This is a genomic window from Pantoea sp. GW821-FHT03E06 (assembly GCF_059420725.1).
Genome location: NZ_JBWKUG010000003.1, coordinates 22,578 through 36,608, shown reverse-complemented (window position 1 = coordinate 36,608; position 14,031 = coordinate 22,578). Strand labels below are relative to the sequence as shown.

The following is a 14,031-nucleotide window of genomic DNA, read 5'->3' as shown; positions in this document are numbered from 1 at the left end:
TCAGGAGAACCGATATCTGTGTGTAAATTTGCAAACAGGTCAACTATGTCTGCTTCTGGCACACTGCGGACTTCAATATTTTGATGCAACTTCAAAACTAAATCAGTCCGGCATCCCCATTTTATTCGTTTTGCGCCGATAAGTTCAGTATTGGAGGTTAGGTATTATCTTCTCAACTCAATGTTCTCCACATGTAACCAGTTAGATAACTAGAAAGAACTCTTTAGCCATCCAATTCCCAGCAAAATAATCTCAATGCGTTTTTTAATGTGCTCTGCAATGATCCTTCGATCCTCCATTCCTGACGGCCGACTATGTGGCAATAAAGCACCAAAAACAACATCCATGAGTAAACCCGCCAAAACTTCGACATCCTCAAGATGCAGGCCGCGCTCACCGGCTGTTTTAAGTAACCATTCCATCAGCAATTCCCGAGATTTCACTGCTTTCGTTTCGTAAAGGTAATCAGAAAGCTCGGGAAAAAGAATTGATTCTCGTGTCATCAACCGCAGGATCGCTTCGCGTTCCAGTTTTTCATCGTTGCTGATATCGAGTCGGAAAATACGGAACAGGCTCTCCTCGACGGAGCACTGTTCATCAACCGGCCTGGGCAGGTCGAGTAACAAATGGCGGTATTCACTGATCACTGCAGCAAATAACGCTTTTTTATCACTGAATATCTCATAAAGGGTGCGTTTGGATATTTTGGCGCGCCGGGCGACTTCAGCTGTGCTGGTTTCTGCGAAGCCCAACTCCACGAACGCCCGATAAGCGTTTTCTATGATGGCCTGACGGCGCTGTGTATCGTCCAGAATTCTTGGTCGGCCGCGCGTAGGTGAGGACGAGGAGTCATTCAATTTCATCTTTGATTACACAATCCAGTCAGCATTTTGTAATTATGGTACTTGATAAGTACCATAAATTTGGCGAAGATATTTTCATCGATGCACATAGTGTACCTTCATCCCGGATGATTATTTTATGAAATCCTCATTGGAAAATTATCACTCTTCCGCCCTGCGAGACCCTGTGATTTTAGCGGTACTTGAAGAGATGAATGCACGCCGCAAACGTCCAGATGCATCAGCGTTTGAGGGGCCGGGCGCGCCTGATCCTGAGCTGTTTGCTGATTACGGCTTTTCAATCCACCCTGAACAGGGAGACCTGATTTACCTGCTGTGTCGCGCGATGAAAGCCACGCGCGTGGTTGATTTTGCTACGTCAGTTGGCATGTCGGCGATCTATTTTGCTGCCGCCATGCGGGACAATGGCGGTGGGCAGGTGGTGGGAGCAGAACTGGTCTCTGCTAAAGCTGCCACGGCTTACCGCAATCTGGCCGCTGCAGGACTGGACAGTTATGTCGACATCCGAATTGGCGATGCCCGCGAGACACTGAAAGATGTGGATGGCCCGGTGGATTTTGTACTTATTGATGGCTGGCCATTGGCTGAAGGCCCAACGCTGGCCAGACAAATTATTGAAATCATGGCACCGCAATTACGCGTGGGTGGCTACGTGCTCAACGATAATGCTGAGCCTGATTTTCTCGACTATATCCGCGACCCTGCCAACGGTTTCATATCCGTGACGTTGCCCATCAAGCGGGGCACTGAACTGGCAGTGAAGATCGCATGACAGGCTTCATCTTGATCATAAAGCGTGCATTTTTCACTAATCTGTCTGAAGTAAGGGATGTTGGAATTGACGATGTTCAGCCGTAGACGTTTCATTGAGGCCGGTATCGGTTTAAGCGCGCTAGCGCTCGTGATGCCTGCCATCGCTGGTGCCGCGACAGTCGATGATGCTCAGTTAAGCGCGGGTGCTGGCCGTTCAAACATCACGCTAACCGATCTGTTTCCGATCGATGACTTCACCGCAGAGCATGACCCACTCAATACGCGCGTTTTACTGATAGAGAAGGGGCGTGATCGGCAGGCTATTGTGGTTGTCGATATAACGTCTCTGACGGAGGCGGTGATTACTCAGATGAAAGCTGTGGTGTCTGAAATCACTGGCGTAAAAGCTGAGTGCATTATTATTACAGCCAGTCACTCGTTCTCTACTCCACACATTTTTACCGGCGATCAGCAGATGCCCAAAACTCACGCAGTGCTTGAGGCATTTAAAAAAGCATTACGCCGCGCGACTCAGCAGGCGATGGACACATTGCAACCGGCCATTATCGGCATGGGCAACGGCATCAGCCTTATTGGTGTTAATCGCGATATCTCCACGCCTTATGGTTGGTGGTTGGGTGCAGACGACACGGGGTTTTCGGACCCTCACGTCGGGGTGGTAACAATCAACACGCTGAATAATCAGCCGCTTGCCATTCTCATCAACTATGCGGTTCAGCCCGCCGTGATGGATGCGTCTCAGACTGCAAACGGTGGGCGTTTAGTGAGTGCCGACCTTGCGGGTGCTGTCAGTCATTATGTGGAGCGTCATTTCGGAGACACCGCAGTGGCGTTTTATCTGGTCGGGTGTGCGGGCGACCAGGTGCCAAATTTTCAGGCAAGCCGCCATGTCGTCCATGCTGATGGCAGCGTTGGTCGTACGGATGAGCATGAAAAAGGCTTCGTGCAGCTGGCGTTACTGGGGCAAAAACTTGGTGAAGAGGTGGTCCGAATTGCTCAGAGCATCAAACCTGAACCTGCCAATGTATATCGAATTGAACGCCATCTGATTGCGTTAAAAGGAGTGAAATTTAGCCCACACAATGCAGCGACAGGTCCGGTTACCACTTTTGATTATGTGCCCAGCACGCCGGTTACCTTGCCTGTTGTACTCCTGCAGTGGGGGAGCATTGTCATGGTCGGTGTCCAGCCTGAACTCTCCGCTATTCTCGGTGAACGTATCCGTGCCGCTTCTCCCTTTGCTCAGACGTTTGTCATAACGATGGTTGATGGAGCAGCAAAATACTTGCCAGATATCTCCGGTTATCAAAGATTGACTTACGAAGCACGCTCATCGCCCTTTGCGCCTGGTGAAGGTGAACATGCCGTGCAAGCCATCGTCAGTTTGTTGAACCATTTGCAGGCATTGTCGGCGTAACATTTTTAAGGAATTCGATATGTCAGATATGTCACGAAGAACATTTATGGTTGCCGGCACCGCACTGGCTGGCGCGCTTTCTGCCACGGTGCTCCCAAGGGCTGCCGATGCAGCAAACAAAAACGGCTTTATGGCGGCGGCAGTCAGCGATGACAAAGACAGAACGCCGAAAGGACCTGGCCTGCAGCGTGTTTATGCGCTGTGTGAAGTCACGGGTGGCGGCGAGAAAGTTTACGGTATTGCAGCTGAGTATGATGCGGACATTGATCCTCAAAGTTTACGGAAGGATACCTATAAAGCCGGGGTGGTTCCTGCCGCAGAGGGGTTCTTTGCCGGTATGCCGAATGAACCAGATAAAAATGATACACAAGCTGCCCCCGTGATGCGGGCGGTCAACGCCATTTATACCAATACGCAACCGGCTCTTTTAGCCAGCCAATCCAGCGTGACCGGCCAATTTGTGATTATTGAATTCAGCCATGACGCAGATCTCAGCCTGCCTACCACCGACAGCGACAAAGTTTCACTTATTCAGGTGAAAAACGTCAAAACTCTGGGGGGACAAAGCTATGCAGCCAGCAACACTGTCTGGTCAAACAGTGACGGGCAGAGAACCAATACTGTTATACGCGGGGTGGATGACTGGGAGCAGAGTCACTGGTGGTGGGATGATGCGCGCTCGGCATGGCTCGAATACAGCATTTACTTACCTAAATCTTTCCTGCAGCCCGGCGGCGAAAACAAGTCTTACCCTCTGCTGCTGGCGATCACGCACTCCGGCACCAGTTACGACGGGACTTGTGCTCAGACGCTGACCGAACAGTGCATCGCTTCAATCTGGAGTCAGCCTGAAGAACAGGAAAAGCGTGAATGTGTGATCATCACGCCACGCTATGAACGCACCACCATGAATGATTACTGGGAGCACACCAGTGATGTTGAAAACACCTGGCGACTGGTTCAGTCACTGCTGAGCAATACCTGGGATTATGGTAATCCCAATCTTGAGGATCGCCGGGATAAGGTGCTGAAAATCGATGCTTCCAGAGTCTACTGCACCGGATGGTCCATGGGCGCAATGACCTCTCTGTGGCTGATGGCCAGACATCCAGAAACCTTTGCGGCCGGACTGATCATCGCTGGCCAGCAGCGTCCTAAAGATGTCCTCACGCTAGCCGATCAAAACCTGCTGATCATTACGGGCTCGGAAGACAATAAAGCAACACCATGGAATGAAAAATGTGTGCCTTTCTGGGAAAAGGCGGGAGCAAAAGTCACTCGTCCTGGTGAGCAGTTGGATCCTGCTCTTATCTTCCCGATAAACCGTCAGCAAAGTTTAAATAATCAGGTCAAAAAGTACTTAGATGAAAAGGCGAATATTACGTTTCTGACCTTTAAAGGTATTGATCACATGGCTTCTGCGCGTAAATTCTTTTACATCCAGACCGCAAGAGAATGGTTATTCAGTCAGAAGAAAAGATGAGAATTTAAGGTTAACAAAACGCTTTACATAAAAGGCCTTACACTCCTTAAGAGGGGCCTTTTTTCTTTTTCTGCATAATATTTTTACAAGTGTTTTATTAGCGGTTGTTGCAATCGCTGGCACAATCTAAAAAGCATAAGTTATTAGGCCAGATTGTATTCACCTTTGATGAAAGACGTCTATGTCTGTTTCTCAAGACAATTATGTCCGCTCCTGGCACGAAGCGGACGAGGTAACGGTCCGCTATGAGCGAAAAGCGGACCTTCGTGATTGGCAGCTTGGTGATTTAGTAGTATGAATATTTGTTAATCATTTGGGAGCAGATCATCTATCTTATTTCATGAGCTTATTCAAAACGCTCAGCCAAACATGCGTAGCATCCCTGTTTCGCATTGTGTATATGGATATAGCTAATCTGCGGGTCGGCAAAGAAAATCTCTATGAGATTTTCTACAGATTGGCCCTCGCAAATATCTGCCTTTCTTAGAAAGTGTTTTTCGTTATATGCCCGTAATGAAAGGACTCTGCCATTTATAACTTCAGGTAATTCGTTGATATAAATTCCTTGCTCGGTACATCCCTCCCTTATATATATTGCATTAGAGCCGCGATAGGGTGTATCAGCTGGCTGATAAATGTGGTTGATAAGCAGAGCGGTTTCGCCAACAGGTATATCGCATAATGAGATTCTGTCAGGATAACCGGGGTAACTAGTGACAGTTTGTCTTACTGCTCCGTATCTTCCCAGATAGCCATCGCTACGCCCAAAAAGATGAGTAAACTGCTCGGCTCTAAGGCCAGAAATTCTATATTTCATGATGCCTCCAGTGGTATCAGCATCACCTTAGTGGTTTTTCTAAGAAGAAACTCGCTGTTTCCGGTCAGGGAAATATTGGTTATTGACGAGTATAAAATTTTCGCATGATGAGCCGCTCCCCTGTGATCAACACAGATTGTTGTTAGCTACTTCAGCTCTTGGCACGTAGCGGACCATCGGACTGAACTGAAGGTCCGCTGCGAGCGAAAGCAGGCGTAGTTTTCAATTACTGATTCTGTTATTTAATATCCTAACGCACGATTGCCTTGCTCATATTGATACCCGTTACTCCAAAACCGCTGCTCTCGTATACATGGAAAGCACGGGCATTATCTCCAGCTACGCGAAGTCTAATCTCTTTAAAACCCTTATCCTGAAGATCCTCTTCAAAAGCGCGAAGAGCCTGTTTACCCAATCCCTCTCCCTGAAGTGAATTAAAAATATGAAAATCATAGATAAATACTGTGCGCATTGCCGCATCTGGTTTGTACCAGAGATAGCCTACGTGCCTCTCAAATACAGCTAATTTCGCGAAAATGGACAGTAAAATTTGTCCGTGCGTATTCACTCCTTCCGCGAGCAATTTTGATATTTCCTGCCTGGCCATCGTTAGAGAATCACTTCTAGACATTCTATAATTTGACGCTATCTCAATGGCATAATCAGGAATGAAATATTCAAGATAAGCAGAGTACTCTTCTTCTGTCATTGAGCGAAACGAGACCATCTTTTAATCCTTATTGAGGAAGTCATACAGACAGAAAGGACCATACTAATAGCGCCAATAGCAATGTAACGTCAAATTATTCGTTTATGGAATAACAACACTCCCGATCGATTACATGAAAGTGATACTCAATGTCCGCTACTGGCACAAAGCGGGCAGTTTGACTATTACAAAGGTCCGCTATGAGCGAGGAGCGGACATTGATAATTCACCACACCCCTTTTGGCGAGAGGATAGCTGTTGTGAATAATGGCTTAATCCATATCCTGCCAGTGCAGCGATAGAAACACTGGCAGGGCCCTCTGCTCACAGGCCGTGATGTTCTTATCATCGCCTTAACGCAGTTTTTCCAGCAGCTGCTCTGCGCCTTTGTCCACTCCGGTCTCTGCCGCGCTCATTGAGCCAAACGTTGCACCCACGTTCATGGCGTTAGGATACTGCTCCGCCACGTAGGCCAGCAGCAGCTCGCCGGTCGCGGCATCTTTTACCTCCACGGCATAGTTAACGTACCCGCTCATCAGGCCGCGGCCGCCGCGCACTGACTGAACGATGTTATAAGGTCCGCCGGCGAGGTCGAATTTTGTGAAGGTGCCCACAACCTGAGGCGTGGTGTCCGCTCCGGTGAGCGTCAGCTTAAGACGGAGGCAAGGGGCTCTTCCGGCATGGGTATTAACAGTAAACTTCTTCGCCAGCACTTCGGTAAACTTCTTCTGCATGTAGTCTGCCAGATTGCGCCTGTCCTCCTGAGGCAGGTCGTTAAACTGCGCGTCGCTGCCGCCGTAGATTTCGACGGGGTCGATGATAATGCTCCGGTATTTACTCCAGTCAACCGGAGTGGTGTAGCGGAAAGGGATGCGGTCGCTGTCATCAGTCGTATTGGGGGTCATCCGGGATGTGGTTTCAATGCCGGAATATTTTACCGGGGAGGTGGATGAACATCCCGCGGTGGCAACGACGGCGGTCAGGATCAGCGCGCGGGACAGGTTTCTGAAAAGACGGGGCATGAATATTTCTCCGGTTACTTTTTATATAATGAACTGTACGGTGTAGTTATTATGGATTATCATGACCCTGTCAAGAAAATGTTTCAGTTCGTGTCCGTAAATTTCAGCTCAGGAGCGTGGCATGTTTTCCATTTACCCGGGATTTCCAGCGACAGGCTTCACAAACGAGACCTGTCCTCAGCAGGTGATTTCCCGGGCACAGAGGGAAGACGCGCCCGCATTCGTAAATCAGGGGAAAACAGAAAGTGCTGTTTTTACCTGGAGTCTGCCGCTCCGCTATTCCGGCTTTCCGGTCCGGCGGAGGCTGATAAGAATGATGCTGACGCTGCAGAAATGCGGTGAAGCCGGAAGCCAGCGCCGCTGGGAGGCTTTTACGCCGGCGGCTGACTATGTCCGGAGCGTCATTGATACGGCAATGCTCCGCGGAGAGTTGCGCTGTCGGCCCTCCGGCGAAATGGCACACGCCTACCTGATGCTGACCTGGGAGTTACGGAGCGTTATGGCCGGTGTTCAGCAGGATAAAGTGCTGCTGCGCAAAGAGGTCCGGCGAAGAACAGCTGATTTTCTGAGCCAGTATGGGACGGAGGCACGGGTATGAAGGTATTACTGCTCAGGCCATTCTGGCGCTTGTCTTTATTGCCGGCTGGATTCTGAGCGCGTCTGATGCCGGATTTGCCTGATGGAAGGCTGGCTGGTAGCGGAGTCGCTGGGAAATACGCCGCCGCGTCAGTGGATTGTGTATGGCTTCATGCTGACCGCCCTGACGTACGCCCTGCTGAGAACCGCCGGCAACCTCAGGGAGATGTACCGCCTGCGCCGGCTCGGGAAGCGACGGGCCAGGTACTATGCCGTCAGGGTGTGGGGGACCTCATCAGAACCGCTGCAGGTAGTCCTCGTGGCGGAATGCCTTGTCACTGACGCGCTGTGTGCGCTGCTTCTGCGGGCGCTCCACAACGTCACTCTCTGGTGAGAACAGCTTTGGCGGGATAAGTTTATACGGAAGCGTAAGCCATAGCGCTAAAACGGGAATTTAAAAGAGGGCCTCAACGTGATTGAGAAACTGTCAGAGATTAACGGGAATGTCTCCTGGATGGACTGGAGCATGATAAGCATCCTGATTTTATTTGGCACCCTGGTCATAACCGTCATGATTATGTGGTGGCGCGTCATCAGTAACATTGCTCAAGTCGTCCACATCCGGCGCGTTAAGGCCCGCCGCGAACGGAAATATGCCGAAGGTGCCTGGGGTGTTCGCCAGAACTCGCTGATGACGCTGCTTATTGCTGAGACCCTGGTGGCTCTGGCCATCAGCGCCCTTATTGTCCTCGTGCTGACAGGGGCGTCATTCTGACTTCGCTCAGGCGGAGTGGGTGAAAGGCCCGCCGGAGGGCGGGCTGGAGAGATTCAGATGTGGCTGCCGATGGTAAGACACCCGGAAAGCATCAGCACGGCCATACCGGTCACGAGACTGTAAACAAAACGCATGTCAGATCCTCAGAATAAAGAAACGCAGCCGCTCAGCACAAACGACCCCACGGCAACAGCGGCCACCACTAAAAAACGATTAAGCATTAACGCACCTCGCTCATATATAAACTGTACGTATCAGTTTATATATGAATTAAAAACAGTCAAGCGAATATGCTGAATCTTAAGGGCGGAGGTCGCTCTGTCAACGCGGTGACGCGCCAGCCATGAAAACCTCTACGGCACTTTGCACCATAGCGACGATATCCCCACGGGTGTAAACCGGCATATCGTGCCGGAGAAAGAGCTCGTCCGCTTCGGCCTTCACCAGCGCAGAAAACTGTTTCGCACGCAGGTCGGGGCGTGCAGGCTGCAGGTCACCAGCTTCAATATGCTGCTCCATCAGCGCCGACAGGGCGTTCATGCTTTCCCGGACGCCGGACTCGTAGAAAATATCACCAATGCCGGAATGCCCCGCCTCGCCGATGACCATGCGGTAGAGCTGAAGTCCCTTCCAGTCCGACGTCATGGCGCCCAGCATGCCTTCACCAAATCGCTGCAGCCTCTCAGGCAGGGGGAGATGACGGCTGTCCTGACTGTAAAGATCGTCCGCAGCACGCGTCAGAAAGTTGGTGCCGTAGGCCCTGACGACGGCGTCAAGAAGGCTTTCCTTGGAACTGAAGTAGTTATAGAGCGTGGCCTTGGAGCACTCTGCCGTTCTGGCCACTCCTTCCATTGAGGCTCGTTCGTACCCCTGCTCGAGAAAGACTTTCGTTGCAGCATTCAGGATGTCAGTTCGTTTCTTTTCAGTCAGTGTTCGCATGTGGTTTCTCCCTGTAAACAAGCCAATATTAACAGAACCACACGGTTCATTAAAGGCGCGCATTTTTAGTTTCAGCATCCAAATTGCTGACTTTGAACAGCTGCCTCATAGTTAATGGAATGCAGACTTACAAACGTCTGCTTCTGGCCCAGAGCCGACATGCGCGCGTGGCAACGTCCGCTTTGAGCTCACCGCGATAGGCGGACGTCAAATTATGGCGACAGGTAGGTTCTGCCACAATAAACTAACAACCCTGCCACCAACTTACGCCTCAGGCGGTAAATGGTGGATGACCACGACCTCGGAATCCATCTCTATGCGCGGGTAGTGCTCACGCATCTTTTCCAGCAGTTCGGCATCCGGCCAATCCGTGCTTTTCCCAAGTTTGGCAGCGACGTCAGAAAGCGGCATCCTTTCAACGCGCGTGACCCACACCATGACCGTGTCGGAGGCATCCCGCACGTTTACGTAAAGCATCGGGCCCGGCACAATTTCGCGCTCCCGCCAGCGGATGGTATGAAGTTTCCTGCCTGCGCGAACGTCCGGCAGCAGACGTGGCACGATCTCAAGATTCTGCAATGACATTACCTCCGGCGAAAAAAAGGCTCCCCGCAGCGGGAGCCTTCAGCACATACAGCAGCAGTATCAGTGTATACCCCTGGTGAGGCACACTACCGTTATCGGCTTTCTCAGCGGGCACATAAGCGCAGCCGGTATCTTTTTTCCTGGTACCTGACATGCGTCACGTTTTTAACATAAAAGCGCTGTTGCGAATCGCTTACGCCCACTTCATACCTTGATGGTGTAGCGGACAAAATCCTCCAGAACAGCCAACCGATCGTAGAGCGCTCGAGTTGGATTGGATTCACGAGTGATCCAGTAAACTTTCGCCCATGATTTTTCCGTAGCTTCGTCCCGGATAGCTTCTATAAGCGACTTTCCTGCTCCTACGCCTCGCTTTTTCTCGTCAACATACAAGCAGTTGTGTTTGATGACAATCAGGATGACAAGCCCGCTAATTGAAACGCACGTTAACTCTCTGGTTGAGCTGTAAAACCGCGCATCCAAATTAAACACGGTCCGGGCTACGATTGATTAAAAAACATACAACCCCCCCTGAACCCCTGCCGTAGTAAGGAAGAACCACATTTATCCACAGGGTTACGGGACAGATATACACTTGTTATGTGGGCAAGAAATGAGTAACTGACCTTTCAGCTATTAGGAGCATGATGGGATTTGATGCAAGGTGAGTGAAAAAAACCACGCAGAACTACGTGCTGTTAGCACCTGAAAATCCTGAATCTTAATTTTTATTATTCACATAATATTTATACATAAGAAAAAGCTAAAGGTTTATCTATCTGAGTCCGATAACAAAAAAGCGACTGCTCCACAGTCTGCCACCATTTAGATGAACGTTTGCAATGCCGAATTTCTTAAGGGCCGTCCTGGCCCTCTTTTTTTCTCAGAATTGAGAATCTCCCGCATCTGCCAACTGTCGGTTGCTTTAGGAACAAAACACGATATTAGTGACTCCCTGGCGACGTCGCTGAGCTTTGTCGCGATGGCGTAAGCGACGCAGGCATCTATTGAGATGGGTTATTGGTATATGTATTCCATCTTAAAAAGCATAACTACCTACCGATAATGCTTCCCTTGGAGAGGAAAACCTGGATGCTGCTCCTGGATTATGCGTTCAGATTTTTGTTACGCGGCGTTAAGATTTTCCGAAATAAGCTGGTACAGTAGCGGGTCCGGCCCAACTACCGGTTCTCGCCGCCAGCCTGAGCGCAGGAGCAGCGTATCAATCACACTCAACTCTCCTGTTATGCGTACAGGCAGAGGGCGTATCTGCTGTCCCCATTCACTGAAGCCGTTATCCAGCACCCTGCGATTAACATAAATACCGGGCACGGACGTACTTAGTTGCAGCTGTCGCCGTCCGTTCCACTCAGACTCGCTCAGCAGCATATACAGCCAGCCATTGAGCTTCATCGCCTGAAGTGCGTGCTGCAATCGGAATAAGTCATTCTGTGCACGAAGCTCGCCACTGCCGGAGCGCCAGAGATAATCGAGCTTACCTGCCAGGTCCGCCTGCTGGCCCTTCTCACGACTCTCCTTCAGAAGCCAGCGGATGTCGTTCGCATGTTCTTTCGGAAAGCGGCACTGCTTTTCAGCGGTAGCAAGCCAACGCGATATAAAAAGGTTTTCCTGCGCCGGCGTGTTGACTAGGCCGTCGCGGCGCGCAATATGAAGGGCTATCAGTCCACACCAGGCAAAATGACTGACGTTAAAGTTAACTTTATCCATGCTCTTCCTGTTGATGCCGAACCGGCATGATTTAACCGTGCTTTATTCAACATTGTAGAGCAGTAATGGTGATCGGTTGAACCGCTGCAGCACTAAAGCAAACGATTGCTATCCTGATAACTGCAGAAAAAAAGGATAAGAAGACATTGAAACAGAAAGATTTTAAGTTATGTATTGATGATGTCCCAGAAATTGTTCCGGGATTTTTCCCGGTATTTGTGAATATTTATTGCTCCGAACCATTTTCTGCTTTCTTCTCTTAATGCTTGCTGATAGCTGTTTTTTTTTACAGCTTTACCTGTCTTTGCCTGAATGACATAACCGTAACGGCCTACTACAGTTAGTGATGTGACTAGCTAGTCCTTAAATCTAATGGAACATTGATAAGAGGTCTTCCTATGAACAAACAGAGCTACAGAGGCGGCGCAGGGAATTTTGCTAACAATCCGGAACGAGCTAAAGAAGCTGGAAGCGCAGGAGGCAAAGCCAGTGGTGGTAATTTCAAAAATAATCCTGAAAGAGCCGTTGAAGCGGGTCGGAAAGGTGGCCAAATAAGCCGACGTCCTCCAAAAAAGTCTGAGTAAGGTGCCTTAGGATTTTTTTCGCCATGGATTGGCATGTTTTAATAAACCACCGTCAATTTTTACCGGTATTATTTCATTACTAACAATGCCCATCACAAATATCTCTCTGATAAAAATCATCTTTTTGGGGTGTTATGCATCGTAGATGATTCATGATCCTGTTTAAAATAATTAAGATGCCTGACCTGAACTCGCAATCTAACGCCGACCAGCGGCCCATGTGATGCAAAAATGATTCAGGTAATCGCAGAACTTACTCTATAAACGTATCCAGGTAAGAGCTACTTTAATAGTGCATGAAAGTGTTGTGTGACTAAGATTAAATCATCTACCCCGTAGCCTGCATAGATGGACGCGGTAATCAGCTGCCCCGTCGCCGGGGCTTTTTTTGCATCAAAAATCCAAATCATCTTAGCAAATGATTATCATCAAAAAATTTATTACCAGACTAACTAAGATTGCTATTATAGTGACGGAACACACAGCAAACGTGTTGCTAACGAGATGATTTTACCATTTGAAAGACTTTGAGCCTGCTTTTAGCAGGCTCTTTTGTTACGCTCACTGAAGCTTTAAATAGTAAAAAATTATCAAAATTTAAAGCCTAAGAAGCCGTCACCAATCCGTCATAACGCCAAGAAACTATACGTTTGCGCCAACGACGATAATTATTTTACTTATCCAACACACCCAGTGCAGCTTTCATTGCTTTGATGAGTATCTCCGGCCGCTCGGGGTGTTTCTGTGCTAACGCGGCTCTTAATGCATCCGCGATAACGATTTGTTTTGACTCTTCTCCATGATCATGGAGTATGAAAACAAGATCTCCAACCACACGGCACATCTCATTATACAGCTCATCTAATTGCGTTGAATTCAAAATCCACCTCCCGATCACTATTCATTTAACTAAAAAAGTACATTAATAGTTTATTCACAATTTGATTAAAACTTAGCGGACCTGACCACAGAAATAATCCTTTAAATACTCATTTATCCGTAAAGGATGAAGAATTCCCCTCCCAAACTCCTCTTATATTCTGCGCTTTAATGGTGACGATTCGTTACAGATTGACTGCTAATTATTAAAAGCTAAGCTCATAATTATCATTCGTTCAGTGAATATCGTAAGGGAAATTGCCATGCGTTATCTATTGCTGCCAGCCTTTATGACAATCGTGATAATGATAGTTATATTTCTTATGCAGATTGGCTGGAGCCCTTCCCCTTGGTAAGGGACTCACAAAATGTTTATAGCACAAATTTTTTCCCTGCCAGAATCAGACTCGTCCGTTTGTTGGTTAGTTATACCTTTCTGTTTTCCTTGCTTTAAATTTCTGATTACTGTTGGCAAGTTAGATTTTAGAGGAAAAAAGCCGCTAAGCAGCTTTTTCTTAATCAGACTTCTTTTGCGGTTGCTCGGTAAGTGAATCTATGAACCTTTTCTGCTTGTCATTAAGATCGAGTTTTTTTATTTTTTCAATATCAACAACCTTAGGTTTCTCAACCGGTTCGATTCTGGGTTTTCCTGTAAGGCTGTTAGTAGCATAGGTGACCCCTGTAGCTATAAGCCCCCAAATAATAAGACAAAATAAAAAAACCGTAATCCATGCCATTCTTCTCGTGACCCTCACACTCCATGTCTCCTTCAGTAAAATAGGCAGAAGTAGGACAAATCCCAATAAAGGATAGTTCAGGAAGATGACAATTTCAGATGAAAAAGCTAGAAATCAAGATCATATCGCATCAGTGACAAAGC

The 14,031-nt window shown here is 48.5% G+C and carries 17 protein-coding genes; 7 read left to right on the top strand and 10 right to left on the bottom strand.

All coding sequences use genetic code 11. The features are described 5' to 3' along the window. Positions 1–209 precede the first annotated feature (209 nt). Positions 210–863: a TetR/AcrR family transcriptional regulator gene (locus tag AC07WB_RS23090; RefSeq protein WP_494941469.1), complete on the bottom strand. Its 654-nt coding sequence runs from the start codon at positions 861–863 to the stop codon at positions 210–212. Between the two features lie 118 nt (positions 864–981). Here AC07WB_RS23090 and AC07WB_RS23085 point away from each other — a divergent pair, with 118 nt between their 5' ends. From AC07WB_RS23085 to AC07WB_RS23075, 3 genes are read left to right on the top strand one after another with little or no spacing between them, the layout of a single operon-like run. Then, positions 982–1,635 carry an O-methyltransferase gene (locus AC07WB_RS23085; RefSeq protein WP_494941468.1) on the top strand — a complete coding sequence of 218 codons (654 nt, stop codon included), beginning with the start codon at positions 982–984 and terminating at the stop codon, positions 1,633–1,635. Positions 1,636–1,692: 57 nt separating this feature from the next. Further along, positions 1,693–3,054 (top strand): hypothetical protein, encoded by a 1,362-nt coding sequence (locus AC07WB_RS23080; RefSeq protein WP_494941467.1) that lies wholly within the window; start codon positions 1,693–1,695, stop codon positions 3,052–3,054. 19 nt (positions 3,055–3,073) lie between these two features. Then, positions 3,074–4,537 carry a prolyl oligopeptidase family serine peptidase gene (locus AC07WB_RS23075; protein WP_494941466.1) on the top strand — a complete coding sequence of 488 codons (1,464 nt, stop codon included), beginning with the start codon at positions 3,074–3,076 and terminating at the stop codon, positions 4,535–4,537. Positions 4,538–4,883: 346 nt separating this feature from the next. Here AC07WB_RS23075 and AC07WB_RS23070 read toward each other — a convergent pair whose 3' ends face one another. From AC07WB_RS23070 to AC07WB_RS23060, 3 genes are all read right to left on the bottom strand, one after another. Continuing rightward, complete coding sequence (locus AC07WB_RS23070) at positions 4,884–5,354, bottom strand: DUF1203 domain-containing protein (protein ID WP_494941465.1); 471 nt, start codon at positions 5,352–5,354, stop codon at positions 4,884–4,886. A 250-nt stretch (positions 5,355–5,604) separates the two neighbouring features. Next, positions 5,605–6,081: a GNAT family N-acetyltransferase gene (locus AC07WB_RS23065; RefSeq protein WP_110412124.1), complete on the bottom strand. Its 477-nt coding sequence runs from the start codon at positions 6,079–6,081 to the stop codon at positions 5,605–5,607. Between the two features lie 335 nt (positions 6,082–6,416). Further along, positions 6,417–7,085, bottom strand: a complete 669-nt coding sequence (locus AC07WB_RS23060; RefSeq protein ID WP_494941464.1) for a DUF3313 domain-containing protein — start codon at positions 7,083–7,085, stop codon at positions 6,417–6,419. A gap of 121 nt (positions 7,086–7,206) precedes the next feature. On the opposite strand from AC07WB_RS23060, the gene AC07WB_RS23055 reads away from it, so the two are divergent. From AC07WB_RS23055 to AC07WB_RS23045, 3 genes are all read left to right on the top strand, one after another. Then, complete coding sequence (locus tag AC07WB_RS23055) at positions 7,207–7,683, top strand: hypothetical protein (RefSeq protein WP_494941463.1); 477 nt, start codon at positions 7,207–7,209, stop codon at positions 7,681–7,683. 81 nt (positions 7,684–7,764) lie between these two features. Further along, positions 7,765–8,055, top strand: a complete 291-nt coding sequence (locus AC07WB_RS23050) for a hypothetical protein (RefSeq protein ID WP_312464633.1) — start codon at positions 7,765–7,767, stop codon at positions 8,053–8,055. Positions 8,056–8,133: 78 nt separating this feature from the next. After that, positions 8,134–8,436, top strand: a complete 303-nt coding sequence (locus AC07WB_RS23045; RefSeq protein WP_235440749.1) for a hypothetical protein — start codon at positions 8,134–8,136, stop codon at positions 8,434–8,436. A gap of 321 nt (positions 8,437–8,757) precedes the next feature. Here AC07WB_RS23045 and AC07WB_RS23040 read toward each other — a convergent pair whose 3' ends face one another. The 4 genes from AC07WB_RS23040 to AC07WB_RS23025 form a co-directional block, all read right to left on the bottom strand. Then, positions 8,758–9,375, bottom strand: coding sequence for a TetR/AcrR family transcriptional regulator (locus tag AC07WB_RS23040; RefSeq protein ID WP_049852805.1), 618 nt, complete (start codon positions 9,373–9,375; stop codon positions 8,758–8,760). Between the two features lie 264 nt (positions 9,376–9,639). Further along, positions 9,640–9,960 carry an ASCH domain-containing protein gene (locus AC07WB_RS23035; protein WP_442955905.1) on the bottom strand — a complete coding sequence of 107 codons (321 nt, stop codon included), beginning with the start codon at positions 9,958–9,960 and terminating at the stop codon, positions 9,640–9,642. A gap of 204 nt (positions 9,961–10,164) precedes the next feature. Next, positions 10,165–10,452 carry a GNAT family N-acetyltransferase gene (locus tag AC07WB_RS23030; protein ID WP_235440750.1) on the bottom strand — a complete coding sequence of 96 codons (288 nt, stop codon included), beginning with the start codon at positions 10,450–10,452 and terminating at the stop codon, positions 10,165–10,167. A gap of 633 nt (positions 10,453–11,085) precedes the next feature. Next, a complete protein-coding gene (locus tag AC07WB_RS23025) occupies positions 11,086–11,688 on the bottom strand; it encodes a DUF2913 family protein (RefSeq protein ID WP_049852720.1) in 603 nt (200 codons plus the stop codon). A gap of 398 nt (positions 11,689–12,086) precedes the next feature. Here AC07WB_RS23025 and AC07WB_RS23020 point away from each other — a divergent pair, with 398 nt between their 5' ends. After that, positions 12,087–12,272: a con-10 family general stress protein gene (locus tag AC07WB_RS23020; protein ID WP_072093450.1), complete on the top strand. Its 186-nt coding sequence runs from the start codon at positions 12,087–12,089 to the stop codon at positions 12,270–12,272. Positions 12,273–12,945: 673 nt separating this feature from the next. On the opposite strand, the gene AC07WB_RS23015 is transcribed toward AC07WB_RS23020, so the two are convergent. Both AC07WB_RS23015 and AC07WB_RS23010 read right to left on the bottom strand, forming a co-directional pair. Continuing rightward, positions 12,946–13,152 carry a DUF2767 family protein gene (locus tag AC07WB_RS23015; RefSeq protein ID WP_369817624.1) on the bottom strand — a complete coding sequence of 69 codons (207 nt, stop codon included), beginning with the start codon at positions 13,150–13,152 and terminating at the stop codon, positions 12,946–12,948. Positions 13,153–13,666: 514 nt separating this feature from the next. After that, complete coding sequence (locus AC07WB_RS23010; protein WP_494941462.1) at positions 13,667–13,888, bottom strand: hypothetical protein; 222 nt, start codon at positions 13,886–13,888, stop codon at positions 13,667–13,669. Between the last annotated feature and the right edge of the window lie 143 nt (positions 13,889–14,031).

Excerpts from the sequence above, each read along its gene's own strand:
- AC07WB_RS23090 (WP_494941469.1), bottom strand. The coding sequence starts at position 863 with ATGAAATTGAATGACTCCTCGTCCTCACCTACGCGCGGCCGACCAAGA.
- AC07WB_RS23085 (WP_494941468.1), top strand. The coding sequence starts at position 982 with ATGAAATCCTCATTGGAAAATTATCACTCTTCCGCCCTGCGAGACCCT.
- AC07WB_RS23080 (WP_494941467.1), top strand. The coding sequence starts at position 1,693 with ATGTTGGAATTGACGATGTTCAGCCGTAGACGTTTCATTGAGGCCGGT.
- AC07WB_RS23075 (WP_494941466.1), top strand. The coding sequence starts at position 3,074 with ATGTCAGATATGTCACGAAGAACATTTATGGTTGCCGGCACCGCACTG.
- AC07WB_RS23070 (WP_494941465.1), bottom strand. The coding sequence starts at position 5,354 with ATGAAATATAGAATTTCTGGCCTTAGAGCCGAGCAGTTTACTCATCTT.
- AC07WB_RS23065 (WP_110412124.1), bottom strand. The coding sequence starts at position 6,081 with ATGGTCTCGTTTCGCTCAATGACAGAAGAAGAGTACTCTGCTTATCTT.
- AC07WB_RS23060 (WP_494941464.1), bottom strand. The coding sequence starts at position 7,085 with ATGCCCCGTCTTTTCAGAAACCTGTCCCGCGCGCTGATCCTGACCGCC.
- AC07WB_RS23055 (WP_494941463.1), top strand. The coding sequence starts at position 7,207 with ATGTTTTCCATTTACCCGGGATTTCCAGCGACAGGCTTCACAAACGAG.
- AC07WB_RS23050 (WP_312464633.1), top strand. The coding sequence starts at position 7,765 with ATGGAAGGCTGGCTGGTAGCGGAGTCGCTGGGAAATACGCCGCCGCGT.
- AC07WB_RS23040 (WP_049852805.1), bottom strand. The coding sequence starts at position 9,375 with ATGCGAACACTGACTGAAAAGAAACGAACTGACATCCTGAATGCTGCA.
- AC07WB_RS23035 (WP_442955905.1), bottom strand. The coding sequence starts at position 9,960 with ATGTCATTGCAGAATCTTGAGATCGTGCCACGTCTGCTGCCGGACGTT.
- AC07WB_RS23025 (WP_049852720.1), bottom strand. The coding sequence starts at position 11,688 with ATGGATAAAGTTAACTTTAACGTCAGTCATTTTGCCTGGTGTGGACTG.
- AC07WB_RS23020 (WP_072093450.1), top strand. The coding sequence starts at position 12,087 with ATGAACAAACAGAGCTACAGAGGCGGCGCAGGGAATTTTGCTAACAAT.
- AC07WB_RS23010 (WP_494941462.1), bottom strand. The coding sequence starts at position 13,888 with ATGGCATGGATTACGGTTTTTTTATTTTGTCTTATTATTTGGGGGCTT.